Below are 15,767 nucleotides of genomic sequence, written 5' to 3' on the forward strand. Positions count from 1 at the left end.
ACCGGTCCGATCGAACTTGAAGCTACCGCTGAATTCCCTAAATCTGGTTTGTGGAATGTACATGGGAATTATGAAGTTAGTGCTAAATATGCGAACGGGGTGAACATGTTGATGAGCAGTAAAAATCCTAATGGAATTCGCTTTGAAGGTACAGACGGATGGATATTTGTTTCGAGGGGCGATGGAGCCGTTACATCGTCAGACCCGACATCCCCACAAGAACAAAACAAGGCTTTTCAGGCAAGTAACCCAGCCCTGCTTACGTCTGAAATTGGACCCCGTGAAACAAGATTGTATGAAAGTCCTGAACAGCATGGCAATTGGCTCGATTGTATTCAGAGTAAAAAACAGACTATCAGTCCCGTGGAAGTTGCCCACCGGTCATGCAGTGCCTGTCTCGTTGCTCACATTGCAATGAAAGTTCCGGGTAAATTGTACTGGGATCCTAAAAAGGAAATTTTCAAGGACAACGCCGAAGCGAATAAACTTTTGTCAAGACCCCAGAGATACCCTTACGGCACAAATTATATTTCTAAAAAGAACAGCTGATATGAGGAGTACTTTTTTTATCCTGATGTCAATAACAGCATTCGCAGGATGCACCAGCACAACTGATATGAGCATCAGGGACGATAAGAAAGTAAAATTAATTACACTTGATCCGGGGCACTTCCATTCGGCCCTGGTGCAAAAATCTACATATGCCGATGTCGATTCTGTGGTTCATGTATATGCGCCTGAAGGGTCAGATGTTCAGCTTCATCTTGAAAAGATAGAGTCTTATAATACACGCGCGGAAGAGCCTACAAACTGGAAGCAGGAAGTATACTTGGGAGATGACTTCCTTGAGAAAATGTTATCTGAAAAAAAAGGTAACGTCGTGATGCTTGCCGGGAATAATCTTAAAAAGACCAGCTATATCAAAAGATCGATCGATGCCGGCTTCAACGTTTATGCCGATAAGCCGATGGCCATCGATGCTAAAAGCTTTGAAGAATTAATCGAAGCTTTCGCGGTCGCAGAAAATAAGAAGTTGCTTCTATATGATATCATGACGGAACGATTTGAGATTACGACGATGCTTCAAAAAGAGTTTTCACTTATCCCGGAAGTATTCGGAACACTTGAAAAAGGTTCTCTTGAAAACCCGGCAGTGACAAAAGAGAGCGTGCATCATTTCTATAAATATGTCTCGGGTAGTGTTTTGACCCGCCCGGCATGGTTTTTCGATGTGGCTCAGGAGGGTGAAGGAATAGTTGATGTAACAACCCATTTAGTCGATTTGATTCAGTGGGAATGCTTTCCAGATCAGATCATCGATTATAAGAAAGATATTGAAGTTAAGCGAGCTCAAAGATCGGAGACTGGTCTTAGCCTGGCTCAGTTTAAAGCGATCACCAAAGTGGATCAATTTCCGGACTATCTAGAAAAGTATGTTACAAAGGATAGCATTTTGAACGTTTTTTCTAATGGTGAATTCGATTACAAAATTCGCGATGTGCACGCTAAAGTTTCTGTGAAATGGGTCTACAAGGCCCCTGAAGGTGCTGGTGATACTCATTATTCAATCATGCGGGGCAGTCGTGCAAATCTGATTATCCGACAGGGACCAGATCAGCAGTATAAGCCAGCCTTATATATTGAGCCGGCCGGTGCTGAGACCAGCGAATACGGCACTCAGCTGGCCGCCAAACTCAAGGATGTTCAAAAGAAATTCCCGGGGGTCGAATTGAGAAAGTTGGCTGAGGGGTGGGAAGTTATCGTCCCCGACAAATACAAAGAAGGTCACGAAGCACATTTTGCAAGAGTAACTGAAAAGTTTTTGGAGTATCTGAAAAAAAAGAACCTTCCTGCCTGGGAAGTACCCAATATGATAGCAAAGTATTATACGACTATTCAGGCGCTTGAAATAGCGAAGAAAGGCGCTCAATAAGAAAGCACTGAACCAGGGATCGAGCTGTTCGGAAGTGTAGCAAGATTACCTTTTGGGTACACACGTTAACTCGGAAGATGTGAGGGTGTGCGGTCTTTATTAGGTTAGTAAATTACATAAGTGACTTCTTAATACCCATTTCTAGTCCCCGAAGTTCTGCCAGGCCTTTCAGACGACCGATTATCGAATATCCTGGATAAGTATTCCTTTTAAAGTCGTCAAGAATTCTGTGACCATGATCCGGACGCATAGGAATGGCGATATCATTCCTGCCTTTTTGGAGTCGCTTTTGCTGCTCCAATATAACATTCTTCATCACCGCATACATATCCGTACTGCCGTTTAGATGTTCAGCCTCATAGAAACTTCCGTCTGCTTCACGCCGGACATTACGTAAATGAAGAAAATGTATATGGCCGCCGAGCCTCTCAACTATTCCAGGTATATCATTATCAGGCCGGGCACCGAGAGATCCGGTACAGAGCGTGATGCCATTATTCGGAGAAGGCGCAAAACTGATAACATCTTTTAAATCATCTTCAGTAGAAACCACTCGTGGCAGCCCCAAGATTGGAAAAGGCGGATCATCAGGGTGAATGCACATTTTTATACCAGCCTCCTCAGCAACAGGGATGATCGTCCGAAGGAAATATGCTAAATTCTGTTTAAGTTTTGCTGCGTCAACTCCGGCATACCTTTTTAGATGTTCCCGAAACTCCTCAAGAGTAAAAACCTCATCGGTGCCGGGGAGTCCTGCCATGATTACATTGGTAACCAGCTTTATTTCATCGAGGGAAAGTTTGTCCAGATAACGTTTCGCGGCTTTTTGCTGTTCCAGCGAATACTCATCGAACGCAGATCCTCTTTCCAGGATATATAATTCAAAGGCTGCTAGGGCGGATGCATCATATCTTAACGCACTTGCTTGATTTGGAAGCTTGAAATCAAGATGGGTGCGCGTCCAATCCAATACGGGCATGAAATTATAACACACTGTTTTTAAACCCTCGCGGGCTAGATTTTTTAGTGAATTCGCATACTTCTCAATGTAATGGTCCCGGTCCGGCTCACCCGTTTTAATAGTTTCATGGATATTTACACTTTCCACGACCGACCAATTCAGGCCTGCTGCCCGTATAATTTTTTGCCTTTTCGCGATCTCGGAGGATGTCCATTCCTCCCCGCAAGGGATGTGATGCAGAGCGGTAACTATTCCGCTTGCACCAGTTTGTCTGATGTCGGCTAATGTCACTTCATCATCTGGCCCAAACCAGCGAAATGTCTGTTCTAAGTTTTGCATTAAAGAAAGTTTTTGCAGCTCACTACCATTTTTTAAAGCAAGATAAAGTTAATTTACCATGAGATTAGTCTATATTTATTTATCGGTGTACATAAATAAATGCAGTAGGTTTAAATAGCAGCAATAACCCGGTAATCACCTTTATGAGGCTTTTTTTATTAATATTATTTTGCTGCCTGATGACAATAAACACTTTTGCCCAACAGAAGGAGGTCATTAAGCTATGGCCAGGAAAAGTACCTGGTGAGACCGGGGCTAAACATCCTGCCGAACTTTTTGCTGATACGAGCAAAAACGTGAAGAGAATCACCAACATTACTGATCCTCAATTAACAGTATATCGTCCCACTGGGAAATCAAACGGCGCTGGCATTATTGTCTGCCCCGGTGGCGGATATAGAATTCTTGCTATAAACCTTGAGGGTGATGAGGTGGCGGCATATTTCGCAGATAAAGGATACACCGTATTTGTCCTGGAATATAGAACACCTCAGAAAAGGGAAGGTGCTTTACAGGACGCTCAGCGGGCTATTCGCCTTGTGCGCGAGAGAGCATCGGATTGGTCGCTTAGCAAAGATAAAATTGGATTGCTGGGTTTTTCAGCAGGCGGGCATTTATCATTGATGGCGGCAACAAGCTTTACAGAACAAACCTATTCGCCAGTCGACAAATCTGATAAGGTCTCCGCAAGGCCCGATTTTGCAGTTCTTATTTATCCTGCATATACAGCAAATGGTGCTAAGAAACAGGAGCTCAATCCTGAAATAAAAGTGACAAAGGATATACCGCCTCTGTTTATATTTTTCACCGCAGACGACCAGAATGATTTACCACTCCCCCTCGCGGGCGCTTTGCGTGAACTTAACCTTCCATTTGAATTCCATATTTATCCTAAGGGCGGACATGGTTACGGACTGAGAAAAGGAAATAATGCTGCTGAACAGTGGCCAATTCTTGCTGAACAGTGGCTTAAAAACGTATTACAATTTAATTAAGAAGCAATGCAGAACAGGTTTTCATTAGATGGAAAAGTTATCGTAGTTACAGGCGGAACAGGAATTATCGGCCAGTCATTTATAAAAGGACTAACCGAAGCCGGAGCTGCTGTAGGGATTTTGGGCAGAAATGAAAAGGTTGCCAATGAGCGAGCCGACAAAGTTAACAAGGACGGTGGAAGGGCGATAGCATTGGTTGCCGATGTTCTCGATGAAAAAAGCCTGAATGATGCTAAGAATAGAGTTCTAGATCATTTTGGTAAAATAGATGGCTTGGTAAATGCTGCAGGCGGTAATATTCCTGAAGCTGTCGTTCTTAAGGAGCATGATATTTTCAGCATGAATATGGACGGTATGCGAAAAGCAGTCGATCTTAACTTATGGGGGACTATAATTCCCACACAGGTATTGGGCGAAGCTATGGTTAAGAATAGCGCAAGGGGTTCGATTGTTAATATCTCATCAATGAGCTCGAAGCGGGTTATTACGCGTGTATTGGGATATAGCATGGGCAAAGCGGCAATTGATTGTTACACGCAGTGGTTTGCTGTTGAAATGGCCAATCGTCACGGCGATAAACTCAGGATGAATGCTATTGCCCCGGGGTTTTTTTTAACGGAGCAAAACAGGGCCCTGCTTACAAATCCAGACGGCACATACACAGAAAGAGGAAATTTAGTGTTGAAACAAACGCCATTCAAAAGATTCGGCCATACTGATGAATTGATTGGCGCTCTTGTATGGCTTTTGAGTGACGCTTCTGAGTTTGTAACCGGAACTGTTATAAATGTTGATGGCGGTTTTTTTGTAAACAGCGGAGTTTAAATAAGTGCTTCGGAGTATTTATCAAATATAATTTTCTAAAATAAACAGCAAATTTTTTTACATGGAAGATACTAATACTAAGGTCGGAAACTTCAGATGGACAATCTGCTTTTTGGTGTTTTTTGCAACCACTATCAATTATCTTGACAGGCAAGTTATCAGTTTACTTAAGCCAATACTTGAGAAAGAGTTTAACTGGTCAGAGTCTGATTATTCTAACATCGTTATTGCCTTTACTCTCGCTTATGCGATAGGCATGCTCGGGGTGGGGCGGATTATCGACAAGATAGGTACCAAATTAGGTTATGCCTTCTCCTTAATATTATGGAGTATAGCAGCAATACTCCACGCATTTGCTAATAGTACGTTTAGTTTCGCAGCATACAGAGCACTGCTGGGAGTTTCTGAGGCTGGAAATTTTCCAGCAGCGATCAAGACAGTTGCGGAGTGGTTTCCTAAAAAAGAGAGGGCTCTTGCTACGGGCATTTTTAATTCAGGTACTAACATCGGAGCAATACTGGCACCCATTGCAGTACCCTGGTTGGCGATAACTTACAGCTGGCAAATGGCTTTTATAGCCACCGGAGCAGTGGGGCTGATTTGGTTGATCTTATGGTTTGCCATGTATGAAATTCCGTCCAAGCATAAGAAGTTGTCGAAAGCCGAATTCGATTATATCCATAGCGATGTCGAACCAGAACAAGAAAAAGGAGAAGAGAGCCCTAAAATCCCATGGCTTAAACTGCTTACCTATAAACAAACATGGTCTTTTATTCTAGGAAAATTTCTGACGGATGGTATTTGGTGGTTTTTCCTGTTCTGGCTGCCTGCGTTCCTGATATCTGAATATGGCCTTGAAGGGATGGAGGTTACTTTCCCTATCGTTGTGGTTTACACAATGACCTGTTTCGGTAGTATCCTTGGAGGCTGGTTACCTATGTGGTTTGTGAAAAGTAAAGGATGGTCAATTGTCCGGGCACGTAAAACTTCCATGTTCATTTATGCATTGTTTCCCTTAATGGTTATATTTTCACAACAGGCTGGATCGGTAAACATGTGGTATGCGGTTATTATTATTGGGATTGCTGCGTCCGCGCACCAGGCCTGGTCAGCTAATATTTTCACCACTGTTTCTGATATGTTTCCTAAAAGTTCTATAGGTTCTGTTATTGGTATGGGAGGTATGGCAGGAGGACTGGGAGGAATGGCGATTGCTAAATTGGCAGGCAAACTCTTTGATCATTACAAAGCCCTTGGGCATATCCAAACAGGGTATTATATTATGTTTTTCATTTGTGGCCTCGCTTATTTGACTGCCTGGTTTGTGATGTTCCGTTTGCTGGTGCCAAAGATGACGCCTATTGTTGATGAGAAATAGTTTTTAACCAACCGATAGTATCTTTACACTTTACTATCGGTTGATTATTATCCTTATGCAACACCTTGCACCCATTGCCCTGTTTGTCTATAATCGACCTGAACACACGAGGCGCACTCTTAAATTTTTGAAAGAAAATTTTCTTGCTAATGAGTCACGCCTCTTTATTTTCTCTGATGCTGCAAAGGACGACCGGCAGATTGCGAAAGTGGATGAAGTACGTGACCTCATCAGCGCAGTGGATGGATTTAAATCCGTACAGGTAGTACATCGAGATACCAATTTTGGCCTGGCCAATTCCATCATCGACGGCGTTACTATGTTGACTTCAAAATATGGGAAGGTCATTGTTTTTGAGGATGACCTAATTAGTTCACGATATACTCTTCAATATTTTAATGATGGACTCAGGCGGTATGAAAAAGAGGGAAAAGTGATGCATATTGGGGCGTACATGTACCCGCTAAAAAATGCGGGTCTGCCGCAGACCTTCTTTTACAGGGCAGCCTCTAGCTGGGGTTGGGCCACCTGGGCTCGGGCCTGGGAGCATTTTGAGCCAAATATTGATAAGATCATCGAGCAATTCGACGCTAAAAAGCGTTACCAGTTTTCTATTGAAGGGAATATGAATTTCTGGAAGCAAATTAGGGAATTCAAAAGAGGGCAAAATAACTCCTGGGCAATCCGTTGGTATGCTTCTATTTTTTTGCAAGGCGGACTAACTCTCAATCCCTCGTCCTCTTTGATTAACAACATTGGACATGACGGTTCCGGCATTCATTCAGGAAAGAATAATATTTACGATGTAGAGATAAGCAATAAAGCTGTTAGTGAATTCCCAACTGAAATCAGTGAGCACGAAGAGGCATATCACGGCATCAAATATTTTCTGAAACATCGTAAAGGTAGTTTGATCCAGCGCATTGTCAGATATCTGAAGGAGAAAATATAGAACGGAATAAGCTGTCGTGACACAAAAACAAGGCGCTTTATTTTTGTATTTTTGATCCTCGTGAAGATACTTCATTTAAATACGTATGCAGGAAACGGAGGTGCTGGCAAAGCATGCCTTCGTTTAAGCAGGGCACTACAAAAGCAGGGAATAGATTCAGAAGTTGCAGTAAATTTTCTTTTTAATAGCAATCCAGAGGTTCATAATCTTTCTAACGGCTTTTTTACTAAATGGCTTACCGCGGCTGGGATTATATCAGAACGTTTTCTGAATAAGCTGTTTGTTAAACGCTTGCCAATACCTTTTTCGATTCCTTTATGGGGTAAAAATTTATCGAAGAATCAGTTGCTAAGTAATACCGACATCATTCACATCCACTGGATCAATCATGCGTTTTTGAGGCCCGCTGATGTGGCCAAACTCGTTAAATTGAATAAGCCGTTAGTTTGGACTTTTCACGATAGCAATGCTTTTACAGGCGGCTGCCATGTACGATACACTTGTAATCACTATCAAGTCGAATGCGGTAACTGCCCGGTATTAAAAAACTCCAATCCCAGCGACCTATCGCACCGTATTTGGAAGAAGAAAAGCACTGCTTATGGGGACGTTGATTTTACCATAGTTGCGCCAAGCAGATGGATGGCAAATTCTGTGTTGGAAAGCAAAATGCTAAAGTCTAAGCATATTATAAATATCCCTAATACTCTCGACACGGAGATTTTCAAACCCCGTTCCCGAACAGAGTCGCGGGAGAAGCTGGGAATTGCACCCGACAAATTTATTTTGATGAGCGGCTTTATGCCATCTCGTAAAGACCTGCATAAAGGAACGTCGTACCTAATCGAAGCACTGGAGATATTTGCCCGGGAGCACCACATCGAACTTGAAAAAGTCGAACTGATTATATTTGGAAACCGCGATACGAAGGATATGCCAGACTTCCCTGTAAAGACTACTTTTCTGGGAACAATTTCCGAAGAAGAGCAACTGGCAATATGTTATAGTGCTGCCGATGTGTTTATGGCTCCGTCCCTTGAAGACAATCTCCCTTATACTGTGATGGAAAGCCTTGCCTGCGGGACGCCTGTTGTTGGATTTACCACAGGCGGTATTCCGGACATGGTTCAACATCAGGTTAATGGTTATCTGGCGGAGTATCGTTCGTCAGCGGATCTTGCCGCAGGAATAAGCTGGGTATTTAAACAATCAGAAAGAGAATTGCTGCGGTCTAATGCGAGAAATTCCGTCATGGAGAATTTTTCCGGGGAAAGAGTTGCAGAGCAGCATATTCGACTTTATAAGACCCTATTAAATGAGCATATTTCAGCCTAAGCTAAGTGTAATTACGATCGTTTATAATAATGTGTCTGATATAGAGCGCACAATATTATCGGTTCTGAATCAAACATACCCAAGCATTGAGTACATCATTGTTGATGGTGCATCCACAGACGGTACACTCGATATCCTTACATCGTACGAATCCAGGCTAAGCCGCCTGATATCAGAAAAAGATGCAGGAATTTATGACGCAATGAATAAAGGGCTGCGTGAAGCAACAGGTGATTATGTTTTATTCATGAATTCCGGTGATGAGATTTACGCTGCCGACACTGTTGAAAAGGTTTTTGCAAGCCATCCGGACGCAGATATATATTATGGGGAAACCGAAATGTTCGATGAAAGCTGGAAAAGCCTCGGACAAAGAAGACATAAAGCTCCTGAAAATTTTACCTGGAATGACTTTAAATATGGAATGAGCATCAGCCATCAGGCTATTTACATACGAAAGGCAATTACCGGACCTTATGATCTGAATTATAAACTTAGTTCAGATATCGATTGGATCCTGAACGCAGCAAAAAAAGCCAGGAAAATAGTTAATACACGGATGTATGTGGCTAAATACCTGGTTGGTGGAATGTCAAAGAAGCGCCACCGGCAGAGCCTTATCGAGCGTTTCCACATTTTTTCCAAGCACTACGGATTAGTTCCTAACCTGTTTCATCATATTATGATTGCCGGAAAATTAGGCTACTACTTTTTGAAGCATCGTAGGACCAACGATTAATGCTTCGTCTGGAATTAACACAAAAAGAGGTTTGACTGTTAGCCAAACCTCCTTGTGGATTACTTTACAGATACCTTAGGTTCAGGCTCTCTTTTTTTAAACTCTAAATATATCGCGTAAGCAAGCGATAAGACCAGTATGATTGATGCAATTAGAGAGATGATTTCACCAGTATAATATGACGCCGGTTCAAATCTAAATTCCAGTTTATGATTACCTCCCGGTAATTGGGCGGCTCTTAAAACGTAATTAGCCCGGAAGTAAGGAATCTTTTCACCATCTACATAAGCGTTCCAGCCTGATTTATAATAAATTTCTGAGAATACCGCCAGGGCATCTTTGCCGGTCGAGTATTCATAAGTCATTACGTCCGGATGGTAATTGGTAAGCCGGATAAAGCTACCAGGAGTATAGCCAATCCTGCTCGAATCAATCAGGGACTTAAACTCTTCTGATACTACCATTACCTTCCGGGGATCGAAGCTGTTAATTGCAGCCATTTCCTCGTCAGCATTTTTTACGAAAGTAACATTCGGTACGAACCAGGCATTACCCGCAGCACTGGCGCGATTTTGTATGGTTTGTTTTTGTCCTGTTTCATCAGCGGTAATAACATACTTGGTGTTTAGCATGTCGAGAACATCCTCATTTATCGAACCGTTAAATTGCTTGTCGAGCAATTCCTGATATCGCTTTAGTTTGGCGGCATGGTATCCGCCAAGGCTCTTATGAAAATAAGAAGGGGTAGAACTTAGAAAAGGGCTGCCTGCACTAAGGTCAAATACCCGGAAATACGAAGGATCGCGCATGATCATCTGATCTACATCTCTGGGCTGAAACTGCTGTGCAAGAACGTTGTCCTCCACAAATTTATCATTGTTAAGATATCTTCGATCGATATTCCACATATCCGCCAGAATCACCGCTGCCAGAAGAATAAAGACTATCTGGGGGTTAAGTTTCTTAACTATCAGGGCCCAAATAAATCCAGCGCCAAGTAATACAAAAAACAGGGAACGGAATGCATCCATACGTGCGAGGCTAATCCTATCCTGAATCAGGGCGTTTGCAATGCTCTCGGCAAATGGCCTGTCGCCGTTAGTTGCCTGGCTAAGTTGTTCAATAAATTGGCTATGATTTGCAGATCTAAAATCCAGTAACACTGATGGAACTGCGATTAATATCAGCAGCAGGCCACCCGTAATATATAGCGAATATAGAAGGTGCTTTTTTAGCTGCTTTGGATCTTCTGTGTGAAAGGCAACTTCCTTAACAGCAAGGATAGCTAACACTGGAATTAACAGCGCGGCTATGACTAAGATGGACTCAACCGCTCTGAATTTATTGTAAAGCGGAAAGTAGTTGAAGAAAAGATCGGACAGGAAGGGTAAATGTCTTCCGAAAGAAAGGAGTAAACATAAAAAAGTTGCGCTTACGATCCACCACTTAAATCTGGTTTTGATAATAAACAAACCTAATACGAAAAGGAAACAAATGATTGCCCCAAAATACCATGGTCCGGAAGTGAATTGTTTATCACCCCAGTATGTAGATAAACCCATTTGATAAAGTTGCTGCATAGCAGGTAAAACCTGTTCAGCCGGCACTCCTTTGGCGGTCAATGCTTTTGCAACTTCGGAGTCGGCATCTAAATCAGCAACTCCTGAAGCACCTCCATACGCATTTGGCACGAGGAAAGTAAGAGTCTCGCCAACACCCTGGCTCCAGGCGTAGGCGTAATCCCGGTCGAGACCGTTATTAGGCTCTGATTTGTCAGTAGTTAAATTCGATTTGCCGCGTGTTGATTCTTTTGCGTATTCATAACTGGTCCACAAGGCGCCGGCATTTACAGCAACCGCCAGTAGGGCAGCCGCAGCCAGATAACCGAAAGATTTAATAAATTCTTTTGTGGTTTTAGCCTTGATGGCATGGAATAACTCAATCCCAACCAGGATAAGAAGTGCTAGAAAGAGGTAATAAGTCATCTGGATGTGATTGGTCCTGATTTCAATGGCAAGAAACAATGCAGTGACAGCAGCACCGACCAGGTATTGCCTCCGGAAAGTCATGATTATTCCAGCTAGTATAGGCGCAAAGAATGCGATTGCAATCGCTTTATTACTATGACCGGCATCAATGATCTGGAAATTATAAGATGAAAAAGCAAATGCTATCGCACCTGCGGCAGCAAGCCATGGATTCATTCTTAGTACACAGAACAAAAAATATGCACCCAACAAATAAAGCAGGACCGTATCAATAGGATTTGGGAAAACAACTTTGAAGAACGAAATTATATGGGTAGTTATGTTATTCGGATATTGAACCCAGATCTGGTATGAAGGCATTCCACCAAACATAGAATTTGTCCACAGAGGCCCCTTGCCATCCTTGGCCTTGAAGTCCATGATCTCTTTCTGCATGCCCTGAGCCTGAATAACATCGCTTTGAAATAAGGCTTTTCCCTGCAATGCCGGACTGAAATACACGAAACATATTGCGATAAATATTCCAATGATGGCGAGGTGAATGCCATTGCGTTTAAACCAGTTATTCATTCTATTTGAATTAGTTGAACGCCAAAAATAGAAAAAAGCTTAAACCTGCAAGGCTTGTATTAAATGTTTATTGAAATTAATAATCTGCTTGTCGATATTTTGCCTCGTGATTGCGGTGGCTCTTCCCCGATTTATTCGGGGATCTTCTGCAGACGCGGCGAAGCTCGCGTCCTCTGGAGATTAACAGTCTAGTGGGTTTACCAACTATTCCTGCGAAGCTGTGAATCTATTGGATAAGAACTATTTAACCTCCTCGTAGTCAACAAAATCACCCGCACTTTCACCACGGCTTTTTTCTTTAGGAGGCATGTAATCAACTGTGATGCGGCCCTCAGGAGCGGGGTTATTACGTTGCTGATATCTTTGATTTGCCTGGTTCTGAGCTTTTGCCACCATCTTCTGAAAAAATATTGGCAATAATAGCCTGACCACTACTCTAAGCAGCCATAAAACGCATATAATGATGAATAATATTTTTAATAAAGGCATGGTATAAACTATGTAGTTCTCAAATATAGACGATATCTGCTTTAATATGTTTCATCGTATTGTAAAAGTTATGAAGAAGTTTTACGTTATACGTGGTTCGTTATAAGTCTTCTTTCCAGCATTCCACTACCCTTCCAACCTGACCATCCTCAAGCCTGACCTTAATGCCCCTTGAATGAAATGCCGAGCTTGTCAGCAGGCTTTGAACTATACCTCTGGTTCTTTTTCCGGTTCTTTGATCCTTCTTAAGGATGATATCGACCTCAAGGCCGGGGTAAATGTCTTTTCGATTTTGACCGTCCATCATCCAAACCTCTCCTCCAATATCTTCTCCAACGCAAACATCTCATCTCTGAGTTTAGCTGCAAGAAGGAAATCCATGTCTTTGGCTGCATTGACCATGTCTTTCTTGGTCTTATCTATTGATTTTTGAAGTTCAGTTTTCGTCATATATTGAACAATTGGATCCGCCGCAAGATTGTCAGTCATCTCTTTTTCCACGTATGCCCTCTGCACCCCGCCTTTGAAGTCCATTACAGAAGTTTGTTCAATAATAGCTTCACGCGATTTACCTATCGTCCTGGGTACAATTCCATGTTCCGTGTTGTAGGCAATTTGCTTCTCCCGCCTGCGGTTAGTTTCATCAATGGTAACCCGCATGCTGTCGGTTATTTTATCGGCATACATGATAACCCTTCCGCGGTCATTTCGCGCCGCCCGTCCGATTGTTTGGATCAATGAGCGTTCTGATCGTAAAAATCCTTCTTTGTCAGCATCAAGAATCGCTACCAGCGAAACTTCAGGAAGATCCAGTCCTTCACGAAGCAGGTTTATTCCGATTAATACGTCGAAAACCCCAAGCCTCAGGTCCCGGAGGATTTCAACTCTTTCAAGCGTCTTAACTTCCGAGTGGATGTACCTTACCTTTATTCCCAGGCGATCCATATATTTTGTGAGCTCTTCGGACATACGCTTGGTCAGCGTAGTAACCAGAATACGGTCTCCCAACTTAACGGTCTTATCGATCTCATCTAAAAGGTCATCGACCTGATTAATAACAGGCCTGATCTCTATTATCGGATCAAGAAGTCCTGTGGGCCGGATAACCTGCTCCACAAAAACACCTTCAGTTTGTTCCAGTTCATAATCCCCTGGGGTAGCACTAACATAAATGGTTTGAGGAGCCAGTTTTTCGAACTCATTAAAGTTCAAAGGCCTGTTATCCAAAGCAGCCGGTAAACGGAAACCGTAATCAACAAGAGAAAGCTTCCGGGAACGGTCGCCACCATACATTGCCCTGATCTGTGGAACCGTAACATGACTTTCGTCGATTACCATGAGGTAGTCGTCCGGAAAATAATCCAGCAAACAGAAGGGACGCATTCCTGGCGACCTTCCGTCGAAGAATCTCGAATAGTTTTCAATACCACTGCAGTAACCCAATTCACGCATCATTTCCAGGTCGTAATTGACCCTTTCTTCTAGTCGTTTAGCTTCCAGAAAACGTTTCTCGTCAATAAATTGCTGTTTACGGCTTTCAAGCTCCTCCTGGATTGACCAGACTGACTTATTAAACCGGTCCTTAGGTGTAATGAAAAGATTAGCTGGAAAAACGGCGACGTGGGTCATTTTTTCAATAGTCTTTCCTGAAGCCGGATCAATCGTGGCAAGCTCTTCAATATCATCTCCAAAGAACGAAACCCGATATGCAAAGTCCATGTAAGCCGGATATATATCTACCGTATCCCCCTTAACGCGAAATGTACCACGTTTGAAATCCGCGGTAGTTCGCGAGTATAAAATTTCAACTAAACGATGTAAAAATGCATTTCTACTGATCCTTGTTCCTACAGCGAACCGAAATATTGAATTAGAAAAATCTTCCGGATTTCCCATACCATAAATGCAGGAAATTGAAGAGACCACTATCACGTCACGTCTTCCTGACATCAATGAAGAAGTGGTGCGTAAACGGAGCTTTTCGATCTCTTCGTTGATCTGAAGATCTTTTTCGATATAAGTATTGGAGGAGGCTATGTATGCTTCCGGCTGGTAATAATCATAATAAGAGACGAAGTAGTTAACCGAATTCTCAGGAAAGAATTGTTTAAATTCACCATATAATTGAGCTGCCAAGGTTTTATTGTGACTTAGAACCAGCATCGGTTTTTGGGTTTCCTGTACTACGTTCGCTATGGTGAACGTTTTACCAGAACCTGTAACCCCTAATAAAGTCTGGTAATGCTCCCCGCTATTAACTCCCTCAACTAACTGGCGTATAGCCTCCGGCTGGTCACCAGTTGGCTTATATTCGGATGTTAATTTAAATTCCATGTGCAATACAAAGATACTAAAGGGGAAGAAAGTTTTACGTTATACGTAATACGTTATAAGTTATAGGTCGTAAGTTTGCAAGCGCAGCCTAACAACCACCAACCACCAACCACCAACCACCAACCAACCACCAACCACCAATGTACAAACACCTCTTCTTCGATCTCGATCATACCATATGGGACTTTGACAAAAATGCAGAAGAGACCCTCCATGAATTATATCATTCATATGATTTGAAGCAATTGGGTTTACATTCTCCTGACCTGTTTATTGAAGTTTATACAAAAAATAACCACCAGCTTTGGGCGGATTATCACTTAGGAAAAATCAGCAAGGAGGTTTTACGTACGACCCGCTTTTCCAGGACCTTTACTGAACTTGGAGTTTCCCCCGAATTGATACCAGGGAAGTTTGAAGACGACTATGTTTTAATTTGCCCTACGAAAACTAATTTATTTCCTCATGCCCATGATACCCTTGCCTATTTAGAGACAAAGTATACGCTCCATATCATTTCCAATGGATTTAAGGAATCAACAGAAATGAAAATCGGCAACACGGGTCTTGCAAAATATTTCCGGACTATTTTCATCTCCGAAATAATTGGGTTTAATAAACCTGATAAAGCTATATTTGAACATGCGATGAGTACTACTGAGGCTAAAGTCTCTGAAAGCCTGATGATTGGTGATAGTGTGGAAGCGGATATCAGAGGTGCTCAAGCGTTTGGGATGAAAGCTATTTACTTTAATCCAGCCCGAGTTGAAAAACCGGATGACGTGATGCATCAGATTCATTGCCTTAGCGAATTAGTAAAAATACTATGAGTGTAAACAGTCATTTCGGAGCTATATTAAATGCCGTTAAGGAGTACGAAAGCCTTCTGACGGAAGTTACTGAAGAAACATTTACCCAAAAACCTGCAG

Annotated in this window: 13 protein-coding genes and 1 pseudogene; 9 read left to right on the plus strand and 5 right to left on the minus strand. The window is 42.4% G+C overall.

The features are described from left to right. Positions 1-549 (plus strand): annotated as a pseudogene (locus WBJ10_RS07760) (gfo/Idh/MocA family oxidoreductase); the annotation flags it as partial. 1 nt (position 550) lies between these two features. Beyond that, positions 551-1,933 carry a putative oxidoreductase C-terminal domain-containing protein gene (locus WBJ10_RS07765; protein WP_424288989.1) on the plus strand — a complete coding sequence of 461 codons (1,383 nt, stop codon included), beginning with the start codon at positions 551-553 and terminating at the stop codon, positions 1,931-1,933. 112 nt (positions 1,934-2,045) lie between these two features. On the opposite strand, the gene uxuA is transcribed toward WBJ10_RS07765, so the two are convergent. After that, positions 2,046-3,233, minus strand: coding sequence for a mannonate dehydratase (uxuA, locus tag WBJ10_RS07770; protein WP_424288991.1), 1,188 nt, complete (start codon positions 3,231-3,233; stop codon positions 2,046-2,048). A 179-nt stretch (positions 3,234-3,412) separates the two neighbouring features. Here uxuA and WBJ10_RS07775 point away from each other — a divergent pair, with 179 nt between their 5' ends. The 6 genes from WBJ10_RS07775 to WBJ10_RS07800 all read left to right on the plus strand — a co-directional run bounded on the left by WBJ10_RS07775 (position 3,413) and on the right by WBJ10_RS07800 (position 9,457). Beyond that, entirely contained in the window at positions 3,413-4,228 is an 816-nt protein-coding gene (locus tag WBJ10_RS07775; RefSeq protein WP_424288993.1) for an alpha/beta hydrolase, read from the plus strand. Positions 4,229-4,234: 6 nt separating this feature from the next. Further along, a complete protein-coding gene (locus WBJ10_RS07780) occupies positions 4,235-5,053 on the plus strand; it encodes an SDR family oxidoreductase (RefSeq protein WP_424288995.1) in 819 nt (272 codons plus the stop codon). 61 nt (positions 5,054-5,114) lie between these two features. After that, positions 5,115-6,431: an MFS transporter gene (locus WBJ10_RS07785; protein WP_424288997.1), complete on the plus strand. Its 1,317-nt coding sequence runs from the start codon at positions 5,115-5,117 to the stop codon at positions 6,429-6,431. Between the two features lie 55 nt (positions 6,432-6,486). Next, complete coding sequence (locus WBJ10_RS07790; RefSeq protein WP_424288999.1) at positions 6,487-7,383, plus strand: glycosyltransferase; 897 nt, start codon at positions 6,487-6,489, stop codon at positions 7,381-7,383. A gap of 60 nt (positions 7,384-7,443) precedes the next feature. Continuing rightward, a complete protein-coding gene (locus WBJ10_RS07795; RefSeq protein WP_424289001.1) occupies positions 7,444-8,718 on the plus strand; it encodes a glycosyltransferase family 4 protein in 1,275 nt (424 codons plus the stop codon). Next, complete coding sequence (locus WBJ10_RS07800; RefSeq protein ID WP_424289003.1) at positions 8,699-9,457, plus strand: glycosyltransferase family 2 protein; 759 nt, start codon at positions 8,699-8,701, stop codon at positions 9,455-9,457. Before WBJ10_RS07795 ends, WBJ10_RS07800 begins: the two co-directional genes overlap by 20 nt. Before the next feature lie 59 nt (positions 9,458-9,516). On the opposite strand, the gene WBJ10_RS07805 is transcribed toward WBJ10_RS07800, so the two are convergent. The 4 genes from WBJ10_RS07805 to uvrB all read right to left on the minus strand — a co-directional run bounded on the left by WBJ10_RS07805 (position 9,517) and on the right by uvrB (position 14,838). Continuing rightward, the gene (locus WBJ10_RS07805; protein ID WP_424289005.1) at positions 9,517-12,015 is read right to left on the minus strand and encodes a YfhO family protein; all 2,499 of its coding nucleotides are present in this window, start codon (positions 12,013-12,015) and stop codon (positions 9,517-9,519) included. A gap of 240 nt (positions 12,016-12,255) precedes the next feature. Continuing rightward, positions 12,256-12,504, minus strand: a complete 249-nt coding sequence (locus tag WBJ10_RS07810) for a DUF4834 family protein (RefSeq protein ID WP_424289007.1) — start codon at positions 12,502-12,504, stop codon at positions 12,256-12,258. Between the two features lie 100 nt (positions 12,505-12,604). Next, on the minus strand, positions 12,605-12,808 hold the full coding sequence (locus WBJ10_RS07815) for a YwbE family protein (protein ID WP_424289013.1): 204 nt from the start codon (positions 12,806-12,808) through the stop codon (positions 12,605-12,607). Beyond that, entirely contained in the window at positions 12,808-14,838 is a 2,031-nt protein-coding gene (gene uvrB, locus WBJ10_RS07820) for an excinuclease ABC subunit UvrB (RefSeq protein ID WP_424289009.1), read from the minus strand. Before uvrB ends, WBJ10_RS07815 begins: the two co-directional genes overlap by 1 nt. Before the next feature lie 140 nt (positions 14,839-14,978). Between uvrB and WBJ10_RS07825 the strand changes: the two genes are divergently transcribed. Further along, positions 14,979-15,668: a YjjG family noncanonical pyrimidine nucleotidase gene (locus WBJ10_RS07825; RefSeq protein ID WP_424289011.1), complete on the plus strand. Its 690-nt coding sequence runs from the start codon at positions 14,979-14,981 to the stop codon at positions 15,666-15,668. Positions 15,669-15,767 lie beyond the last annotated feature (99 nt).

This window comes from Daejeonella sp., assembly GCF_049655485.1.
In the GTDB taxonomy this organism is placed as follows: Bacteria; Bacteroidota; Bacteroidia; order Sphingobacteriales; family Sphingobacteriaceae; genus Daejeonella.

Bases quoted from the DNA above. Each gene is read 5' to 3' on its own strand.
- WBJ10_RS07785 (WP_424288997.1), top strand. From the start codon at position 5,115: ATGGAAGATACTAATACTAAGGTCGGAAACTTCAGATGGACAATCTGC.
- WBJ10_RS07805 (WP_424289005.1), bottom strand. From the start codon at position 12,015: ATGAATAACTGGTTTAAACGCAATGGCATTCACCTCGCCATCATTGGA.
- WBJ10_RS07790 (WP_424288999.1), top strand. From the start codon at position 6,487: ATGCAACACCTTGCACCCATTGCCCTGTTTGTCTATAATCGACCTGAA.
- WBJ10_RS07815 (WP_424289013.1), bottom strand. From the start codon at position 12,808: ATGGACGGTCAAAATCGAAAAGACATTTACCCCGGCCTTGAGGTCGAT.
- WBJ10_RS07775 (WP_424288993.1), top strand. From the start codon at position 3,413: ATGACAATAAACACTTTTGCCCAACAGAAGGAGGTCATTAAGCTATGG.
- WBJ10_RS07800 (WP_424289003.1), top strand. From the start codon at position 8,699: ATGAGCATATTTCAGCCTAAGCTAAGTGTAATTACGATCGTTTATAAT.
- uvrB (WP_424289009.1), bottom strand. From the start codon at position 14,838: ATGGAATTTAAATTAACATCCGAATATAAGCCAACTGGTGACCAGCCG.
- WBJ10_RS07825 (WP_424289011.1), top strand. From the start codon at position 14,979: ATGTACAAACACCTCTTCTTCGATCTCGATCATACCATATGGGACTTT.
- uxuA (WP_424288991.1), bottom strand. From the start codon at position 3,233: ATGCAAAACTTAGAACAGACATTTCGCTGGTTTGGGCCAGATGATGAA.
- WBJ10_RS07780 (WP_424288995.1), top strand. From the start codon at position 4,235: ATGCAGAACAGGTTTTCATTAGATGGAAAAGTTATCGTAGTTACAGGC.
- WBJ10_RS07810 (WP_424289007.1), bottom strand. From the start codon at position 12,504: ATGCCTTTATTAAAAATATTATTCATCATTATATGCGTTTTATGGCTG.
- WBJ10_RS07765 (WP_424288989.1), top strand. From the start codon at position 551: ATGAGGAGTACTTTTTTTATCCTGATGTCAATAACAGCATTCGCAGGA.